Genomic DNA, 16,756 nt, shown 5'->3' with positions numbered 1-16,756 from the left:
GGACAGCGATTTCGCCACGGTTGGCGATCAGCACCTTGCGCATGGGTCCTTGACTTTCCTCTCCAGCCGACCTGGTCACCCTCGTGGGGTGCGCCGGCTGCGGGCGACCCCAGCGGGGTGACCGGGCCAGCGCCGTTTCTCTCGTCCACACCCGGTCCCGGGCAGCCGCGCCGCCCGCCGTGTCCCGGATTGCCTTCGGGGCGCCGGACTCGGTGTCCAGCGCCCCGGCTAAGCCATCATTCATGACGTCCACGCGCCCGGCGCACGGTAGCCGAGTCCGCTCGGCAGTCCGTGGCCCGGGTGGTCCCAACTCGCCCGCGGGCGGGTCCGGCCCGTGCCGCGGCGCGGTCTCGCGCTCTGGGCGAGCGCCGCGAAGACCGCTGCCAGCGCGGCGACCTCCTCCGCGGCCGGCGTGCCGCGCACCACACGCAACTGCGGCCGGCCCGCATCGTCCGCCGGTCCCGCGGCGGTGTGCTGGTGTTCCCGTACGGCGTTCAGCGCGCCGTCGCGCCCCAAGTGGCCCATCACACCGGCGGGTTTCCGTGCTTGCGGGAGGGCAGGTTGGCGTGCTTCGTACGGAGCATGGCCAGCGAGCTGATCAGCGCCGAGCGGGTCTCGCGCGGGTCGATGACGTCGTCCACCAGGCCGCGTTCGGCGGCGTAGTAGGGGTGCATCAACTCGCTCTGGTACTCCTGGATCTTCTGCTGCCGCACCGCGTCCGGGTCGTCGGCAGCGGCGATCTCGCGGCGGAAGATGACGTTGGCCGCGCCCTCGGCGCCCATCACCGCGATCTCGTTGCTGGGCCAGGCCAGCGAGACGTCCACGCCGATCGAGCGGGAGTCCATCACGATGTACGCACCGCCGTACGCCTTGCGCAGGATGACCTGCACCCGCGGCACGGTGGCGTTGCAGTACGCGTACAGCAGCTTGGCGCCGTGCCGGATGATGCCGCCGTGCTCCTGGTCGACGCCGGGCAGGAAGCCGGGCACGTCCACCAGGCTGACCAGCGGGATGTTGAAGGCGTCGCAGGTCTGCACGAAGCGGGCGGCCTTCTCGCTGGCGTGGATGTCCAGGACGCCGGCGAGCGAGGCGGGCTGGTTGGCGACGATGCCCACCACATGGCCGTCGAGCCGGGCCAGCGCGCAGATGATGTTGGTCGCCCAGGTGGCCTGCACCTCGAAGAAGTCGTGGTCGTCCACGATCTCCTCGATGACCTTGCGCATGTCGTACGAGCGGTTGGGGTCGCCGGGCACCAGGTCGAGCAGGGCGTCCACGCTGCGGTCGGCCGGGTCCTCGGTCTCCTCGACCGGCGGGGTCTCCCGGTTGTTCTGCGGCAGCAGGGAGAGCAGGTAGCGGACCTCTTCGAGGCAGCTCTCCTCGTCGTCGTAGGCGAAGGCGGCCACGCCCGAGACGGAGGCGTGCACGTCGGCGCCGCCCAGGCCGTTCTGGCTGATCTCCTCGCCGGTGACGGCGCGCACCACGTCGGGCCCGGTGATGAACATCTGCGAGGTCTCGCGGACCATGAAGACGAAGTCGGTGAGCGCCGGGGAGTAGGCGGCGCCGCCGGCGCACGGACCGAGCATGACCGAGATCTGCGGGATGACGCCGGAGCAGCGGGTGTTGCGCTGGAAGATGCCGCCGTAGCCGGCGAGCGCGGTGACGCCCTCCTGGATGCGGGCGCCGGCGCCGTCGTTGAGGGAGACCAGCGGGGCGCCGGCGGCCTCGGCCAGGTCCATCAGCTTGTGGATCTTGGCGGCGTGGGCCTCGCCGAGCGCGCCGCCGAAGATGCGGAAGTCGTGCGCGTAGACGAAGACCGTCCGGCCGTGCACGGTTCCCCAACCGGTGACCACACCGTCGGTGTGCGGCTTCTTGTGCTCAAGGCCGAAGCCGCTGGCGCGGTGCCGGCGCAGCGTCTCGATCTCGTGGAAGGAGCCCTCGTCGAGCAGGAGGGCGATGCGCTCGCGGGCGGTCAGCTTGTTCTTGGCGTGCTGGCGCTCGGTGGCGGACGGGTCGCCGGCGCGGATGCCCTCCTTCAACTCCCTGAGCTTGAAGAGCTGTTCGGGCAGGCCGTCGGTGCTCGGGTCGGCTGGCAGTTCGTCGGTGGTGATCCGCCGATCGTCGGTGATGCTCATGGTGCTCGGGTCCCCCTGGGCTTGCGGTGTCAGGCCGCCACGGCGGCTGTGGGCGCGAGGGCGTCGATGACCTTGGCCAGTCGACGCTCGTCGGCCGTGGTGTACGAGGTCAGCTCGGGCACGATGCGGCGGCACAGGCCGCTCAGCACCTTGCCGGGGCCGACCTCGACGAACTGGGTGACGCCGGACGCGGCCATCAGCCGCACCGACTCGGTCCACCGCACCCGGCCGGCGAGTTGGCGACGCAGCGCGGCGGTGATGTCCTGGGCTCCGGTGGCGTAGTCGGCGGTGACGCCGGAGACGACGGTTGCGGTCGGCTCGCGGAAGGTGACCCGGTCGAGTTCGGCCGCGAACTCCTCCTCGATGCCGCGCATCAGGCCGCAGTGGAAGGGCGCGCCGACCGGCAGGGCGATGGCCTTGACGGCGCCGGCCTCCTGGGCGGCGGCGCGTACCTTCTCGATCGCGTCGGCCTGGCCGGAGACGACGGACTGGCCGGGCTCGTTGTCGTTGGCGACCTCGGCGACCTCGCCGGTCTCGGCCGCCACCCGGGCGCAGATCTCCTCGACGGTGGCCAGGTCGAGGCCGAGCACGGCGGCCATGGCGCCGGGCACCTCCGCGTTGACGCCGGCCATCAACTGGCCGCGGCGGCGCACCAGGCGCAGCGCGTCGCGCCACTCCAGCACGCCGGCGGCGACCAGTGCGGTGTACTCGCCCAGGCTGTGACCGGCCACCACGTCCGGGCGCACGCCCTGCTCGGCGAGCAGGTCCAAGGTGGCCAGGCTGGTCAGGAAGATGGCGGGCTGGGTGATCGCGGTGTCCCGCAGGGTCTCTTCGGGGCCCTCGAAGCACAGCTTGGACAGCGGCAGGTCGAGGATCTCGTCGGCCTCCCGGTAGTACGTCTCCAGCAGGTCGGGCCGCCGGTCGAGCAGGTGCAGGCCCATGCCGACCTTCTGCGAGCCCTGGCCGGGGAAGAGGAAGGCGACCTTGCCGGGCTGGGTGTCGGCGGCGGCGTCGGCCTCGGTGGCTACGGCGGCCTGGGCAGCGGCCTCGGCCTGCGGGGCCGCGTCCGCGGCGGGCTGGTTCTCGGTGTGCGTCATGGCGTTCTCCGTCAGGCGTTCGGCAGGGTGAGGCGCATCGTGTCGTCCGGGCGGTGCGGCGGCGGCGCCTGCGGCGTCTTCGCCGGCTTCAGGTCGCGTACCAGGAAGAAGATCGCCACCACGCTGACCGCGGTGATCGCGGTGGCGTACCAGGCGCCGTACTCCAGGCCCTCGGTGACCGCCCGCTGGTGGAGCGCTTCGGCGGCCTCCGCGGTGGCCTCGCCCTTGCGCTGGAGCGCCATCATGTCGTCGGCCGCGGCCTCGGTGCGGTTGCTCATCAGCGCGCCCATGATGGCGATGCCGACCGCGTTGCCGACCTGGCGGACCATGGTGCCGGCGCTGGCCGCGACGCCGACCTGGTCCTGCGGGGCGGCGGAGATGGTCAGCTCGGAGGCGACGGGCATCGCGATGCCCATGGCGAGACCGGTGATCAACATGCCGGGCAGCAGCAGCGTCCAGGAGCCGGCGTCGCCCTTCGGGTCGGCCAGCGTGTACAGCGCGATGCCCACCGTCATCAGCGTCATGGAGAGCAGCAGCGCCTTGCGGACGCCGGCCTTGGCGACGATCCGGCCGCCGAGCGGGGCACCGATCATCAGCATCAGCGTCATCGGCAGCAGCCGTACGCCGGTGGCCTGGGCGCTGAGGTCCAGGCCCTCCTGGAGGTAGATCGACAGGTAGAAGATCACCGAGAACATGCCGGCGCCCAGCAGGAACGAGGTGGTGATGCTGCCGCCGAAGGACGGCCGGCGGAACCAGCCCAGGTCGATGATGGGCGCGCTGGAGCGGGACTCCACCGCGAGGAAGGCCACGAGCAGCAGCAGCCCGACGGCCAGCAGCCCGAGCACCTTGACCGAGGTCCAGCCCCAACTGTTGCCGTTGATCAGCGCCAGGTTGATGCAGAGCAGCGAGGCGCTGAGGGTGACCAGGCCCGGCAGGTCGATGGAGTTGCCGGTGCTGGCGGCGCGCTGGTCGGCGCCCATGCCGGTGATCGCGGCGAAGATGACGACCGCGCCGATCGGCACGTTGATGAGGAAGATCCACTCCCAGCCGGCGTGGTCCACCAGCAGGCCGCCGATCAGCGGGCCGAGCGCGGTGGCGAGGCCGCCGACCGCGCCCCACATCATGATGCCCTTGGCGCGCGCCTTGCCCTCGAAGGAGGAGTAGACGATGGCCAGCGTCAGCGGCAGCACCACCGCGCCGCCCACGCCCTGGATGACCCGGCCCACGTGCATGGTGGTGATGTGTTCGGCGCCGAAGAGCGTCACCTCGCCGGCGGCGGCGCACAGCACCGAACCGGCCAGGAAGACGATCACGCCGATGATGTAGATGACCCGCTGCCCGTACAGGTCGCCGAGCCGCCCCGCGGTGACGATGAGCACGGCGAGGGCCAGCATGTACGCGTTGGCCACCCACTCCAGGTCGTCGAAGGTGGCGTCCAGGTCCTCACCGATGGTGGGCATGGCGACGGTCACCACGGTGACGTCGAGCAGCGCGATGAACAGGCCGAGCAGGGCTGCGAGCAGGGTGAGCCCCGGCTTGTTGCGCGGTGGCACCGCCCGTAGGTGCAAGGTGTTTCCCGACATGAGGTGTCCTGGTGCCCTTCGTCTCGGTGTCAGCCCGCCTGCTGGCGGTCCACGAACGCGATGATCAGATCCGCCACTTCCTGCGCCTGTTCGACGTGGCAGAAGTGGCTGAAGCGGGGGTCCAGGCAGAGTTCCGCGCTGGGCATGTCCGCTCGCAGCGCATCGGCACGATCGCCCAGCATCCCCGGGTCGTTGGGGCTGCCGATCACCAGCGTGGGAACCGATACGTGGGACAGCGCGAGCGAGGACGCCGCGCTGTACTGGTCGAAGAGGGCCAGGAACGCCTGGGGGCCCATCTTCTCCAACATCTTGCGCACCATGGTGTTGAAGACGTCGGGGTCCATCGTGTGGGCCCGGGCGCCCAGGCGCGTCTGGAGGCCCGCGGTCATCACGGCCGCGAACTGGGCCCGGAAGCCGTCGAAGATCGCCCAGTCGACGGGCTGGGTGGGCGACCAGTAGAACGGTGAGAGCAGCACCAGCGCGTCCAGCTTCGGGTTGGCCCCCGAAGCCAGCCACTGGAGCACGGAGTTGGCGCCCATCGAGTGCGCGATCAGCACCGAGACCGGTTCGGGCACCATCTGGAGCCCGCCCTCGATCCACTGGCCGCTGGTGGCCCTGGCGCGCCACCGGTAGGTGCCGCCGGAGCGCCAGGGCATGTCGAGCGGGAAGCTGCGGAAGTGTCCTGAGAGGAGCTGGCTCAGCTTGGTGTAGCTGCTCCAGTCGTCCTCCAGGCCGTGGACGAGCGCGGCGGCCGGCAGCTCGGCGAAACGGTGGACGGCGAGTTCCTCGCCGTACAGCAGCGATTCACTGACCGGGGACGATGCGGCGCCGCGGCTCATCACTGGCCCCCGTCGGCCGTCAGTCGCAGCAGGGTGAGGTTGCCCTGCGGGCCGAGTGCGCCGAAGACGGCGGTGCCGCGCAGCTCGCGGGCGAGCTCCCGGCCGAGGGCGAGCGCGCTGGTGCCGGTGGCCTGCGGGGCCCCGTGCACCACGCTGACGGTGGTGTCGCCGCCGCGGGCCGCGGCCCAGGCGTGCACCGCGTCGGCCACGGGCGCGCCGGGCGCGCCCGCCGGCACGCAGAGCTGGACCTGGTCCGCGCCGGCGTCGCCGACCAGCCGGTCGAGCGCCGAGCCGAGGACGCGGGCCGCGTGCTGCGGGTCGCCCGGCAGCATCCGGCGGGTGCCGCCGGCCAGGTACGCGTACGGCACCACGCGGCGCTCGGCGGCCGAGCGCTGCGGCTCCAGGTGGAACAGGCAGGCGCCGAACGCGTCGGCGCGCGGCCCGGTCACCGTGTGTGCGGAGGCCGGCGGCGGGCCCTCGATGGTGCCGGCGAGCACGGAGTCGGCGCGGCCTTCGGCCAGCGCCCGGCCGGCCAGCAGCAGCGCCTCGTAGCCGGCGGTCATCAGGTCGACCAGGGTGACGTTGAACGCCTTGAAGCCGCCCGCGATGGCGAGCTGACCGGCGGGGACGTTCACCGCGAAGTTGGGGCACTCGACGGGGCTGATGCCGGGGATGCCCTCGGCGAGCAGCGCCCGGTCGATGCGGTCCACGATGGCGTCGACGGCGAAGTTGGTGCCGACGACCACGCCGGTGCGGGCGCCGGTCGCGGCGCGCTCATCGGGCTCCAGGGTGTCCGGGTGGCGCTTGGCGTCGGCCAGCGTGAGCCGGACGGCGGCCAGTGCGGCCCGAGTCGGCTCGGGGAAGAACTTCCAGCCGCGCCGGCCGAGGAAGTCCGCCGGGTGGAAGTTGTCCACCGCGTCGATCTCCAACGTGCCGCCGGTAGCGGTCAGTTCGTCGGCGGTGAAGCCGAGCGTGGCGACCTCGGCGAGTTCCTTGACGCCGATGGCCGGGCGGGTGATGGGGCCGATGCCCGTGATCGCCGCCAGGTGTCTGCCGTGGGTGGTCCTGCCGTTCGTGCTCATTGCGTATCCCCCGAGGAACCAGAGAAGACGGTGAGCGGCTCGGCCGCTCCGATGGCAACGGTGATGTTGTTGCCGCCAAACGCATACGCGTTGACCAGTACGGCGTCCCCGACGGCCGCCTGCGGCTCGCCCTTGACCAGGCGCAGTGCGCACTCCGGGTCGGCCTGCTTCAGGGTGCCCACCGGGGGCACCACCTGGTGCTTGGCCACCAGGGCCGCGGCCACGCAGGAGAACGCGCCGGAGGCGCCGCCGCTGTGACCGAGGGATGCCTTGATGGCGGCGACCGGCACCTCGGGGGTGCGCTCGGCCAGCACCCGGGCCGTGGTGCGGCTCTCGGTGCTGTCGTTGGCGGGCGTGCCGGTGCCGTGGCTGAGGACCGCGCCGATGGCGGCCCCGGTGACGCCGCCGCGGGCCAGTGCCTCGCGGGCGGCCCGGTCGGCCTGTTCGCCGCTCGGGTCGGGCGCGGTGACGTGGCTGGCGTCGCAGCTCCAGCCGGCGCCCAGGACCTTGGCGTACGCGTCCGCGCCGCGCCGGGCCGCGTGCTCGGCGGACTCCAGGACGAGGAAGGCCGCGCCCTCGCCGTACACGGTGCCGCCGCGCTCGGCGTCGAAGGGCCGGCAGTACAGCGGGTCGACCGCGCCGAGCCGCAGGAAGGCGCCCATCGCGGGGCGCGAGACGGCCTCCGCGCCGCCGACCAGGACCACGTCGGCCTCGCCCGAGGTGATCATCTCGGCGCCGAAGGAGACGGCGTACGCGCCGGCCGCGCAGGCGGTGGAGACGGTGAAGCCGGGCCCGTGCACGCCGAGTTCGGCGGCGACGACGCCCGCGGTGCCGAACGGGTACCACTGCACGCCGTCCAGTTCGCGGCGGCCGTCGCGCTCCATCTCGCGCAGGTCGCTGTCGCCGTTGCCGGTGCCGACGCAGATCCCGACGCCGTCGAGCACGTCCTGGTCGGCGCCGGTCAGGCCGGCGTCGGCGAGCGCGGAGCGGGCGGCTGCCACGGCGAAGCCGCTGGCCCGCCCGGTGCCGGCGGCGGCCTCCGGCGCCTCGTCGACGACGTAGGTCAGGGAACCGTGCACGGCGGTGCCCGGGTAGTCCAGCGGACGCACCGGAACCTCGCCGCGCAGCAGCCCGTTCCAGAAGTCGTCCAGGGTGTGGCCGAGCGGCGACACCACGCCGAGCCCGGTGATCACGACATCGGTCATGGCGCTCACGCCTCCCACGCAACACGCTCGGACGGGCGCATGACGGCCATGGCGTACCCGACGGTCGCCACCAGCTCATCGCCCACGAAGGACTCACCGCTGAGGATCACGTTGTCGCCCACGTACTGGTCGACGCGGACCACGTGGCGCAGCGTGTCGCCCGGGTACACCGAGCGGTGCAACTGCACGTTGCGGGTGGCGGCCAGGATCAGGGCGCCCTCGCGCTCCCGCTGCTGCGCCTTGATGCGCTCCATCCACAGCACCGCGCCGCCCTGTCCCCAGGACTCCATGAGCAGCGAGGGCGGATAGGCGAAGGCGCGGGTCTCCAGGTCGGGGGCGAGCCTGCCGTAGCAGGGCTCGCAGCCGCTGACGGTCTTGGTGGTGACGATCCGGTCGTACGGGTCCATCTCCAGGACCCGGTCGACCAACAGGATGGGATGGGCGTGCGGTATGAGGCGGCGGATGGCCGCGTAGTCGTGCATGGTTCCCCCGATTCGGCCGCTCATCGCAACCGGTATCGCATCTTGAGCAGGGCGGCCTTCGCCTCACCCGTGGTGCAGTGAGCGATGACCGCGAGCGTGCCGGGCTCGTCGCCGGGCCGGCACTCGCAGCGCACCCGCAGTTCGTCGCCGGGGCGCAGGGCGGTGGTGAAGCGGACCGAGTCCAGCGCCGTCAGTTCGGCGTCGGCCTGCGGACCGCGGGTGGTGCGGACGAGGTGCAGCACGGCCTCGTAGGCGCTCTCGATGAGGAAGACGCCCGGGTAGACCGTCATGTCCGGGTAGTGGCCCTCCAGGTACGGGTCGTCGGCGCGCACCTGCTTCACGGCGATGACCTCGGACTCGGAGACCACGGTCACCACGTCGACCGGCTTGATCGGCGCGGCCCGCAGGCCGGGCCCGGTGACGGTGACCGCCTCGGCTGCGCGGGCGGTCACCGCCTCCGGTGCGGCGCTGGTCACAGCGCCACTCCGCCGTCGATCTCGATGACCTCGCCGGTGATGTACCGGGCGCGGTCGGAGACCAGGAAGGACACCAGGTCCGCGACCTCGTCGGCGCCGCCGTAGCGCTTCATCGGAATGGACTTCAGCGCCTGGGCGCGGATCTTCTCCGGCAGCGCCTCGGTCATGTCGGTCTCGATGAAGCCGGGCGCCACGACGTTGACCCGGATGCCGTAGCCGGCGACCTCCTTGGCCAGCGACTTGCTCATGCCCTGGATGCCGGCCTTGGAGGCCGAGTAGTTGGACTGGGTGGCGTGGCCGTAGACCCCGGAGATCGAGGACATGTTGACGATGACGCCGGCCTTGGCCTTCATGTAGTCGAAGACCACCGAGCGGCAGAAGTTGAACGTGCCGTTCAGGTTGGTGTCGATGACCGTCTGCCAGTCCTCCGGCGGCATCAGCACCATCGGGTTGTCCCGGACGATGCCCGCGGAGTTGACGAGGACGGTGACCGGGCCGAGGGCGGCCTTGGCGTCCTTGACGAACGCCTGCACCGCCTCGTAGTCGGACACGTCGCACGGCGCGTGGTAGACCTGCGCGCCCTTCTCGCGGATGAGCTTCTCGGTCTCGGCCGCCGCGTCGTTGCCGCTGCGGTAGCAGAACGCGATGTCGTAGCCGTCGGCGGCCAGTTGTACGGCGGTGGCGCGGCCGATGCCGCGCGAGCCGCCGGTGACGATCGCCATCGGGCGCTCGGTGTCGGTCCCGGTCTCGGTCACTGGGTCGTCCTTCCCCTTCTGGGCGGTGGTGGGCCGCGGCGTCAGCCGCAGCCGCCCGCGGTGTCGTGGTCCATGGCGCCGTGGCGCTCGATCAGCTCGGCGGGGATGTCCGCCAGCGGGTCGGGGCCCCACTCGGCGTCCACCAGCGGGTAGTTCTCGGTCTGCTGCTCGGGGCTAGCGGTGGTCATCACGCACTCCTTCACGCCTTGGCGGCGGCCGTGGCCAGCGCCTCTTCGAGGGTGGTAACGAAGTCGTCCAGCCGGTCCAGGCCCCAGAAGCGGTGCCGGCCGACCTTGAAGTACGGGACGCCGAAGACGTCGTCCTCGTACACCCGCATCAGGGCCTGCACGCCCGCCTCGCGGATGTGCGGCTCGTCGGGCGCGCCGACCAGGGCGTCGGCGTCCAGGCCCGCCTCGGTGCACACCCGGTGCAGGGTCTCGCGGTTGCAGATGTCCTCGCCGCGCTCCCAGCGGGCGGCCATCGCCGCGGTGTAGTACGCGCGGTGCACGCCCAGCTCCTTGGCCTTGATCCAGGCCAGGTGCGGCAGCTCCCACCACTCGTCGCCCTTGTCGATCGGCCACTTCATGGCGTAGCCGAACTTCTGCGACAGGCGCTTGGTGTCGTTGAGGATGTAGAGGTGCTTGGCCTTGCTCATGGCCACGTAGTGGAACTCGCCACCCTGCTCTTCGAGTGCGGCGCTGCTGATCGCGTCCGGCTCGAAGAACGGGATGTACTCGATGATGTCCTGCGCGTTCGGGAAACGCTCTTCGAGCTGCCGGACGGCCATCCAACTGAACGGCGAGCGGAGCGAGAAGTACAGGCGCGGCGGCTTCCTCATGCGGCACCCCCGAGCAGGGTCTGCTGGGTGGCCTCGTCCAGGACGGCGACGGTGCCGGCGTTCTCGCCGCGGCTGATCGCGTACCCGTGCATGATCGTGCCGGTGGCGGCCAGCTCCAGGCTGTCGCCGCGGCGCACGTAGCAGTCCATGCGGGCGGTGTACATGGTGTCCTTGAGGATGTCCTCGACCTTGAAGACGGTGTGCACCGTCTCCTCCATGTAGATGTCGGAGACCATCTGCACCCGGGCCCGCGAGACCACCGGAATCCAGCCGCGCTCGTCCAGCAGCTTGCCGACGGCCAGCCCCCGGTCGGCCAGGAAGCGGTCGACGACCTCTTCCATGGTCCTGATGTACGCGGAGTGCTGGAGCCGGTCGGAGAAGTGGCAGTAGTAGTACGGCGCGCGCCAGTCCCACAGGTAGGCGCCGGAGCCCTCGGGGGCCAGCACGTCGGCGACGCTGGAGCCGGCCGGGACCGGCAGGGTGGCCTTGGCCGAGTTGGTCAGCGCGGACACGTCCGGGACCACGTACGGCTCCAGGATCGCCGGCACCGGCTCGCTGCCCGAACCGTCCTTGACGGCGACCAGCGCGACCCGGACCTTGCCCTTGAGGGTGGTGACGGTCTCGCCCTCGCGCTCGACGGTGAGCGTCACGTTGAACGGCGCGCCCTGGCCCGGCTTGGGCTTGGCGGAGACGACGGTGGCGTACACCTGCTCCTCGGCCTCAAGGGCCACCGGGAGCTGCACCGAGGAGTCGACGATCTCCAGGCCGAGGCCGTAGCGGTGGTAGATGTCGCGGGCGCCCACGCCGCGGTCGCGGAAGTACTGCAACACCCCCTCTTCGACCAGGTACATGAAGTGCTTGAAACCGATCCAGGTGCGGATGTTGGCGCCCTCGTAGCGCGGTGATCCGACGTAGCTGGTCGGCTGACCGTCGAGCAGTTCGGTCACGGTTGTTCCTCCTTCGGGAGAGTCGGCGGCTGACCGGGGGGCGCGGAGGAAGGCGATGGTCTCCGCGCTCATCTCCTCGGTCTGCTCCATGTGGCAGAAGTGGCCGTAGTTCGGCTTGATGCGCAGCGTCGCGGCGGGCATGGCCCGGTCGAGCGCGGCGGCGCGCATCGGCGTCATGCCCTCGTCGCCCCGGCCCACCAGGACGAGCGTGGGCACGGTGATGCGGGACAGGTCGTGGTGGCCCGAGGCTTCGAACGCGTCGTAGAAGACGGGGAACCCGGCGGGCACGGCCCGACCCAGCAGCTTGTGCTCCATGAGGGAGAGCACCTCGGGGTCCATCCGCCCGGCCTTGCTGCCGAGCGACACCCGCAGCCCGTCCACCAGGACGCGGCGGAAGGCGGCCAGCGAGCGCAGCCGCAGCGGCTCGGACAGCGGGAAGTCGGCGGGCCGGTAGAAGGGCGCGACCAGCAGCACCGCGTCCAGCTCCGGATCGCCCTCAAGCGTGGACAGGTGCTCCAGGATGGCGTTGGCGCCGAAGGAGTGCCCCACCAGGACCTTCGGCTGCTCGGGTACGAGCGCCAGCGCCCGCCGCAGCCAATCGGCAGGCCCGCCGCCGGCCGGCCAGGTGTAGTCGTTGCCGCCGTGCCAGGGCAGTTGCAGGGCGTACGGGGTGTAGCCGGGGACCTTGCCGGTCAGCTCGCGCCAGTTCTTCCAGGAGTCCTCGATGCCGTGCGCGGCCACCAGGGCCGGGCCTTCGCCCGGGCCGCGCCACACCTGGAGCGGCCCGTCCGATGCGATGAGGGTCCAGCCGTCGGTCCCCCGGCTCACGACGCGCTCCCCGCGCCGACCGGCGTACGGTCTGCGGCCCGCTCGGCGGCGCGGCCGACGGAGACGGTCAGGTAGCCGTCGTCGGCGTCGCCGCAGCCGACCGTGTACGACGGCGCTGCGGCCGGGTCGGCGGCGGCGTTGAGGGTCGCCGCCGCCGCGGCCAGCCGTACGACGCCGGCGGCGCCGTAGAACTCGCCGCCCGCCGCGTCGGCCAGGGCCGGCGCCGCGGCCTCGGGCCGCTCCGTGCTCCGTACCACCGGGCCGCACGTGATGCCGGTCTCCCACGGCCAGGCGCCGGGCCGGCCGAGCAGCACGACGCCCGCGCCGCCGACCAGTGCGCCGCTCTCGCCGGTGCGCAGCCCGGACAGGGCGCTGGCGATCGGGTCGGCGGGCTCGACGCCCACCACCACGGCCCGCTCGGCGCGCCCGCCGAGGATCAGCAGCCGGGCCAGCCGGACGGCGTCGAGCCCGGCGGTGGCGCCGGAGCAGACGGCCAGGTTGGGGCCGTTGAAGCCGTACTTGATGGCCAGCGAGGAGGCGATGACGTTGCTGGAGGCGTTGGGCGCGTCCAGCGGGCTGACCGCGGTGCCGCCGCGCTCGCGCATGTCGTCCAGGACCGTGCACACGGTCTCGACGTTGCCGAGGTTGGAGGCGACGACGACGGCGGTGCCCGGCGCGTACGGCAGCGGCTCGGCCAGCTTGCCCGGGGGCAGCCCGAGCGCCCGGTGCACGGCGCACAGCGCCAGCCGGGTCGAGGGCTCCTTGCCGAGCAGGCCCTTGCGGCCCAGCACGTCCTTGGCGTCATCGGGCGTGCACGCCGGCTCGTCGGGCGAGCCCGGCAGGTCGGCCGCGGTCAGCCCGGGTACGTGTACGGCCCAGGCGGCGACGGCCAGCGGCTCATCCGCCTTGCGGGTCTCAGACATCGACGGCCTCCACGATGGTGACGGCGTTCACGCCGCCGAAGCCGAACGCGTTGATCTGCGCCACCTTGGGCCGGGCCGCCAGCGGCTCGCCGACCACCAGGGACAGCGGCTGGGCCTCGGGGATCGCGGTGCGCAGGCCGGTGACGGCCGGCACGGTGCCGGTGCGCATGGCCCGGCAGGCCACCAGCACGCTCATCAGCGCGGCGCCGCCCGAGGTGTGGCCGATCGCGCCCTTGATGCCGGTGACCACCGGCGCCTGCTCGGCGGGCAGGTCGCCGAAGAGCTCGGCGAGCGCGGTCGCCTCGGTCGGGTCGTTGAGCGCGGTGGAGGTGCCGTGCGCCACCACCAGGTCCACGTCCGCGGGCGTGATGCCGGCCCGCTGGTGGGCGTCGCGCATGGTGGCGACGATGCCGTTCGGGTCGGGCGCGGTCTCGTGGAACGCGTCGCAGCCGATGCCGACGGCCCTGATGTGTCCGAACGCCGGCTTGTCGGAGGGGAGTTCGAGGACGACGGCCGCGGCGCCCTCGCCGAGCAGCACCCCGTCCCGGTCCTCGTCGAAGGGCCGCACGGTGTCGGCCGTCGTCGTCCCGACCCGGCCGATCATGGTGAGCATCGACTCGGTCATGGTGTCGCAGCCGGCCACCACCACCGCGTCGGCCTCTTCCAGGTCGAGCAGGTCGGCGGCGAGCGCGAGCGCGTAACCGGAGGCGGCGCAGGCGTTGGCGAGGGTGTGCACCTCGGTCACGCCGGGCGCCACCGATCGCACGGCCTCGTTGAAGTGGAGCTGGGCCAGGCGCAGCGCGGCGCCGTCGCCGTGCCACTCCTCCACCGCGCGCAGCTCCCGCAGCCCGGTGCCGACCAGCACCGCGACCCGGCGCTCGGCCGGGTCCACGCCGGCCTCGGCCAGCGCACCGGCGACGGCGCTGGCCAGCCACCGGCCGGCCAGCCGCACCTGCTCGCCGACCCCGTACGCGTCCTGCGCCGCGCCCTGCACACCACCGCCGGCGCCCGCGACGGCGGCGGTGGTGGCGGCGCGGTAGCCATCCTCGGTCGCGGCGTCGATGCCGTAGCCGTGGGTGACGTTCAGCTTGGCGGGGTCGCCGATGCGCAGCGGGGAGGCCCCGCTGCGCCCGGCGACCAGCGCGTCGAACGTGGCATCGAGATCGCCGTGGCAGCTCACCATGGAGCTACCCGTGATCGCCACCGACACGACTCCACCCCCTGACGACGGCCGCACCGGCCGCGCCCTCGGCGGACCGCGTGGTGATCAGCGACAGTTCGCCGTCCCGCGCGGGCTCCGCCCGGTGCCGGGCGAGCAGGGCGGCGAGTTGGAAGGCGCCGGAGGCGCTGAACGCCTCGCCGGTGGCCTCCTTGACCCGCAGCCGCGCGGTGCCGGCGCCCAGGATCGCGTCCACGGCGCGGTCCTCGGCCTCGTCCAGGACGGTCATCCCGTTGGTGGCGGTGGCCACCGTGGTGATGTCGGCCGCGCTGACGCCGGCCCGCTCCAGGGCGCGGCTGATGCACAGGCCGAGGCCGCGGCTGAACTCGCCGTCGGCGCCGGGCGGGTCGAAGACGCCGACCTCGACCGAGAGCACCTCGGCGTCCGGGGTGCGGCCCGCGGCGCGGACCGCGTCCGCGTTCTCGACGACGAACACGGCCGCGCCCTCACCGGGCGCCGTGTCGCCGCCGAAGACGGACTGCGCGTAGTGCACGGCCCACGACTCCTGCGGGCTGAACTCCTCGACCGCGCCGGCCAGCAGCGCGTCCGCGTAGCCGCAGTTGATGAGGTTGCGGGTGTAGCGCAGCACGTTCAGCATGGCCATCGGGCCGCCGGCGATGGTGGCGTTGGGGCCCTGGAGTCCGAACTTGATGCCCGACTGGCCGGCCGCGCAGTTCATCACCGCGTTCGGGAACAGCAGCGGGTTGACCAGGTAAGGACGGTCCTGGATGAAGGTGTCCTTGCTGTAGTCGCTGGTCGACTTGGCGCTGCCGGCGGTGGTGCCCAGCGTGATGCCGATCCGGGCCCGGTTCTCGTCCGTGATCTCCAGCGCGGTGTCGGCCAGCGCCTCCTTGCAGGCGACCATGCCGAGCGAGGTGGAGCGGTCGAAGAACGAGGTGCCCTTGCGGCCGAGGTGGTCGCGGACCTTGAAGTCCACGAGTGCGTGCGCGTCGTTGCGCGGCAGCTCCTCCTCGAACATCTCGCTGACGTCGACCGGGGCAGCCGGCGCGGCGAGCGCGGCGGCCAGCGCCTCGGGGCCGATGCCGGCGCCGGAGAGGACGCCGAAGCCGGTGATGGCCAGCGCGGTGGAGCGGGTGCCGGGCGCCGCCGGCGCCGGGGCGGGTGCGGGCGCGCTCACGAGGGCCTCCCGAGCATGACGATGGCGTTGTTGCCACCGAACGCGAAGCCGTTGACCTGCGCGATCCGCACATCGGCGGTGCGTGCCTTGTTGGGCACGGGGTCGATCTTGGGCATGTCCGGGTCCGGGGTGTTGAAGTTGATGGTGGGCGGCAGGAACGAGCCCGCGATGCCGAGCACCGAGGCGATGGCGCCCAGGCCCGAGGCGGCGCCCATGGTGTGCCCGAGCATCGACTTGGTGGAGCTGATCGGCGGCGGGTTGTCGCCGAAGACGTCCACGACGGCGCTGGCCTCGACGAAGTCGTTGGCCGGCGTGCCGGTGCCGTGGGCGCAGATGTAGTCGACCTCTTCGGCCTTGACGCCCGCGTTGGCGTGCGCGATGCGCATGCACTCGGCGATGCTGTCCCGGTGCGGGGCGACCATGTGGTTGGCGTCGCAGTTCAGCCCGTAGCCGAGGACCTCGGCGTGGATGCGCGCGCCGCGCGCCTGGGCCGACTCCAGCGACTCCAGGAACATGGCGGCGCCGCCCTCACCGGTGATGATGCCGGAGCGGTCCTTGTCGAAGGGCGAACACGCCTTCTCGGTGAGCGCGCCGAGGCGGTAGAACCCGGCGTGCGACCAGCGGCCGACCGAGTCCGCGCCACCGGCGATCATGTAGTCCGCCTCGCCGGTGCGGATCAGGTCGTACGCGTAACCGAGTGCGTAGTTGCTGGCCGAGCAGGCGGTGGAGAGGGTCACGGCGTCGCCGGTCAGGCGCAGTTCGCGGTTGACGGCCTGGGAGAGGCGGGCGCTGGAGACCTGGCGCACCAGGCCCGCGTCCAGCCCGCCCATGCCCGCGGTCAGCGAGTCGCCGGTGAGCTTCTCCAGCACCTGCGACTCGCCGCCGGTGGTGCCCATGCTCGATCCGGCGCGGGAGGCGGCCAGTTCGTCCTCGTCGATTCCGGCGTCCGCGACCGCGAGACGGGCCGCGGACGCCGCGAAGAGGCTGGTACGGCCCCATTCCTCGACAGACAGCCGCCGGACCATGTTCTCTGGCCGGAAGGCGTGGACTTCGCCGGCCATGACGTAGGGGAATCCAGTGGGATCGAAGCAGGCGATCGGCGAGACGCCGTTGACGCCTTCACGCAGCCCCTCGCTGTAAGCGGACGCCCCGATCCCGATGCTCGACACAGGCCCCAGGCCGGTGATGACTACCCGTCGGAGTGACATGAGG

General features: G+C 72.4%; 17 protein-coding genes. All 17 read right to left on the bottom strand.

The annotated features are described in order from the left end of the window. Positions 1–240: 240 nt before the first annotated feature. Genes ACMA1D_RS04360 through ACMA1D_RS04280 form a run of 17 tightly spaced genes read right to left on the bottom strand, consistent with a single transcriptional unit; the run spans position 241 to position 16,752 of the window. Positions 241–525, bottom strand: a complete 285-nt coding sequence (locus tag ACMA1D_RS04360) for an acyl-CoA carboxylase epsilon subunit (RefSeq protein WP_414722521.1) — start codon at positions 523–525, stop codon at positions 241–243. After that, on the bottom strand, positions 525–2,132 hold the full coding sequence (locus ACMA1D_RS04355) for an acyl-CoA carboxylase subunit beta (protein ID WP_414722503.1): 1,608 nt from the start codon (positions 2,130–2,132) through the stop codon (positions 525–527). Before ACMA1D_RS04355 ends, ACMA1D_RS04360 begins: the two co-directional genes overlap by 1 nt. Before the next feature lie 29 nt (positions 2,133–2,161). Next, complete coding sequence (fabD, locus tag ACMA1D_RS04350) at positions 2,162–3,229, bottom strand: ACP S-malonyltransferase (RefSeq protein WP_414722502.1); 1,068 nt, start codon at positions 3,227–3,229, stop codon at positions 2,162–2,164. A gap of 11 nt (positions 3,230–3,240) precedes the next feature. Further along, complete coding sequence (locus ACMA1D_RS04345; RefSeq protein ID WP_414722501.1) at positions 3,241–4,812, bottom strand: MFS transporter; 1,572 nt, start codon at positions 4,810–4,812, stop codon at positions 3,241–3,243. A gap of 29 nt (positions 4,813–4,841) precedes the next feature. Further along, positions 4,842–5,651, bottom strand: a complete 810-nt coding sequence (locus ACMA1D_RS04340) for an alpha/beta fold hydrolase (RefSeq protein ID WP_414722500.1) — start codon at positions 5,649–5,651, stop codon at positions 4,842–4,844. Beyond that, positions 5,651–6,733: a beta-ketoacyl synthase N-terminal-like domain-containing protein gene (locus ACMA1D_RS04335; RefSeq protein ID WP_414722499.1), complete on the bottom strand. Its 1,083-nt coding sequence runs from the start codon at positions 6,731–6,733 to the stop codon at positions 5,651–5,653. Before ACMA1D_RS04335 ends, ACMA1D_RS04340 begins: the two co-directional genes overlap by 1 nt. Further along, the gene (locus ACMA1D_RS04330) at positions 6,730–7,938 is read right to left on the bottom strand and encodes a beta-ketoacyl-[acyl-carrier-protein] synthase family protein (RefSeq protein WP_414722498.1); all 1,209 of its coding nucleotides are present in this window, start codon (positions 7,936–7,938) and stop codon (positions 6,730–6,732) included. Before ACMA1D_RS04330 ends, ACMA1D_RS04335 begins: the two co-directional genes overlap by 4 nt. Before the next feature lie 5 nt (positions 7,939–7,943). After that, positions 7,944–8,444 (bottom strand): beta-hydroxyacyl-ACP dehydratase, encoded by a 501-nt coding sequence (locus tag ACMA1D_RS04325; RefSeq protein WP_349990871.1) that lies wholly within the window; start codon positions 8,442–8,444, stop codon positions 7,944–7,946. Continuing rightward, positions 8,441–8,896: a 3-hydroxyacyl-ACP dehydratase FabZ family protein gene (locus tag ACMA1D_RS04320; RefSeq protein WP_414722497.1), complete on the bottom strand. Its 456-nt coding sequence runs from the start codon at positions 8,894–8,896 to the stop codon at positions 8,441–8,443. The genes ACMA1D_RS04325 and ACMA1D_RS04320 overlap by 4 nt, the downstream gene beginning before the upstream one ends. After that, positions 8,893–9,651 (bottom strand): 3-oxoacyl-[acyl-carrier-protein] reductase, encoded by a 759-nt coding sequence (fabG, locus tag ACMA1D_RS04315; protein WP_414722496.1) that lies wholly within the window; start codon positions 9,649–9,651, stop codon positions 8,893–8,895. Before fabG ends, ACMA1D_RS04320 begins: the two co-directional genes overlap by 4 nt. A gap of 41 nt (positions 9,652–9,692) precedes the next feature. Continuing rightward, positions 9,693–9,839: a hypothetical protein gene (locus ACMA1D_RS04310; protein WP_414722495.1), complete on the bottom strand. Its 147-nt coding sequence runs from the start codon at positions 9,837–9,839 to the stop codon at positions 9,693–9,695. Between the two features lie 11 nt (positions 9,840–9,850). Then, entirely contained in the window at positions 9,851–10,489 is a 639-nt protein-coding gene (locus ACMA1D_RS04305) for a 2-hydroxychromene-2-carboxylate isomerase (RefSeq protein WP_349996448.1), read from the bottom strand. Next, positions 10,486–12,264 (bottom strand): alpha/beta fold hydrolase, encoded by a 1,779-nt coding sequence (locus tag ACMA1D_RS04300; RefSeq protein WP_414722494.1) that lies wholly within the window; start codon positions 12,262–12,264, stop codon positions 10,486–10,488. The genes ACMA1D_RS04305 and ACMA1D_RS04300 overlap by 4 nt, the downstream gene beginning before the upstream one ends. Continuing rightward, complete coding sequence (locus tag ACMA1D_RS04295) at positions 12,261–13,187, bottom strand: beta-ketoacyl synthase N-terminal-like domain-containing protein (protein ID WP_414722493.1); 927 nt, start codon at positions 13,185–13,187, stop codon at positions 12,261–12,263. The genes ACMA1D_RS04300 and ACMA1D_RS04295 overlap by 4 nt, the downstream gene beginning before the upstream one ends. Continuing rightward, on the bottom strand, positions 13,180–14,391 hold the full coding sequence (locus ACMA1D_RS04290) for a beta-ketoacyl synthase N-terminal-like domain-containing protein (RefSeq protein ID WP_414722492.1): 1,212 nt from the start codon (positions 14,389–14,391) through the stop codon (positions 13,180–13,182). Before ACMA1D_RS04290 ends, ACMA1D_RS04295 begins: the two co-directional genes overlap by 8 nt. Next, complete coding sequence (locus ACMA1D_RS04285; protein WP_414722491.1) at positions 14,375–15,544, bottom strand: beta-ketoacyl synthase N-terminal-like domain-containing protein; 1,170 nt, start codon at positions 15,542–15,544, stop codon at positions 14,375–14,377. The genes ACMA1D_RS04290 and ACMA1D_RS04285 overlap by 17 nt, the downstream gene beginning before the upstream one ends. Further along, the gene (locus tag ACMA1D_RS04280) at positions 15,541–16,752 is read right to left on the bottom strand and encodes a beta-ketoacyl-[acyl-carrier-protein] synthase family protein (protein ID WP_414722490.1); all 1,212 of its coding nucleotides are present in this window, start codon (positions 16,750–16,752) and stop codon (positions 15,541–15,543) included. The genes ACMA1D_RS04285 and ACMA1D_RS04280 overlap by 4 nt, the downstream gene beginning before the upstream one ends. Positions 16,753–16,756: the final 4 nt, after the last annotated feature.

The sequence above is a fragment of the Streptomyces sp. 796.1 genome, assembly GCF_047525675.1.
GTDB lineage: Bacteria > Actinomycetota > Actinomycetes > Streptomycetales > Streptomycetaceae > Streptomyces.
The sequence above is the reverse complement of the archived record's forward strand: the minus strand, read 5'-3'. Positions and strand labels throughout refer to the sequence as shown.

What these genes read in the sequence shown, in the direction of transcription:
- ACMA1D_RS04360 (WP_414722521.1), bottom strand. Translation starts at nt 525, where the DNA reads ATGGGCCACTTGGGGCGCGACGGCGCGCTGAACGCCGTACGGGAACAC.
- ACMA1D_RS04355 (WP_414722503.1), bottom strand. Translation starts at nt 2,132, where the DNA reads ATGAGCATCACCGACGATCGGCGGATCACCACCGACGAACTGCCAGCC.
- fabD (WP_414722502.1), bottom strand. Translation starts at nt 3,229, where the DNA reads ATGACGCACACCGAGAACCAGCCCGCCGCGGACGCGGCCCCGCAGGCC.
- ACMA1D_RS04345 (WP_414722501.1), bottom strand. Translation starts at nt 4,812, where the DNA reads ATGTCGGGAAACACCTTGCACCTACGGGCGGTGCCACCGCGCAACAAG.
- ACMA1D_RS04340 (WP_414722500.1), bottom strand. Translation starts at nt 5,651, where the DNA reads ATGAGCCGCGGCGCCGCATCGTCCCCGGTCAGTGAATCGCTGCTGTAC.
- ACMA1D_RS04335 (WP_414722499.1), bottom strand. Translation starts at nt 6,733, where the DNA reads ATGAGCACGAACGGCAGGACCACCCACGGCAGACACCTGGCGGCGATC.
- ACMA1D_RS04330 (WP_414722498.1), bottom strand. Translation starts at nt 7,938, where the DNA reads ATGACCGATGTCGTGATCACCGGGCTCGGCGTGGTGTCGCCGCTCGGC.
- ACMA1D_RS04325 (WP_349990871.1), bottom strand. Translation starts at nt 8,444, where the DNA reads ATGAGCGGCCGAATCGGGGGAACCATGCACGACTACGCGGCCATCCGC.
- ACMA1D_RS04310 (WP_414722495.1), bottom strand. Translation starts at nt 9,839, where the DNA reads ATGACCACCGCTAGCCCCGAGCAGCAGACCGAGAACTACCCGCTGGTG.
- ACMA1D_RS04305 (WP_349996448.1), bottom strand. Translation starts at nt 10,489, where the DNA reads ATGAGGAAGCCGCCGCGCCTGTACTTCTCGCTCCGCTCGCCGTTCAGT.
- ACMA1D_RS04295 (WP_414722493.1), bottom strand. Translation starts at nt 13,187, where the DNA reads ATGTCTGAGACCCGCAAGGCGGATGAGCCGCTGGCCGTCGCCGCCTGG.
- ACMA1D_RS04280 (WP_414722490.1), bottom strand. Translation starts at nt 16,752, where the DNA reads ATGTCACTCCGACGGGTAGTCATCACCGGCCTGGGGCCTGTGTCGAGC.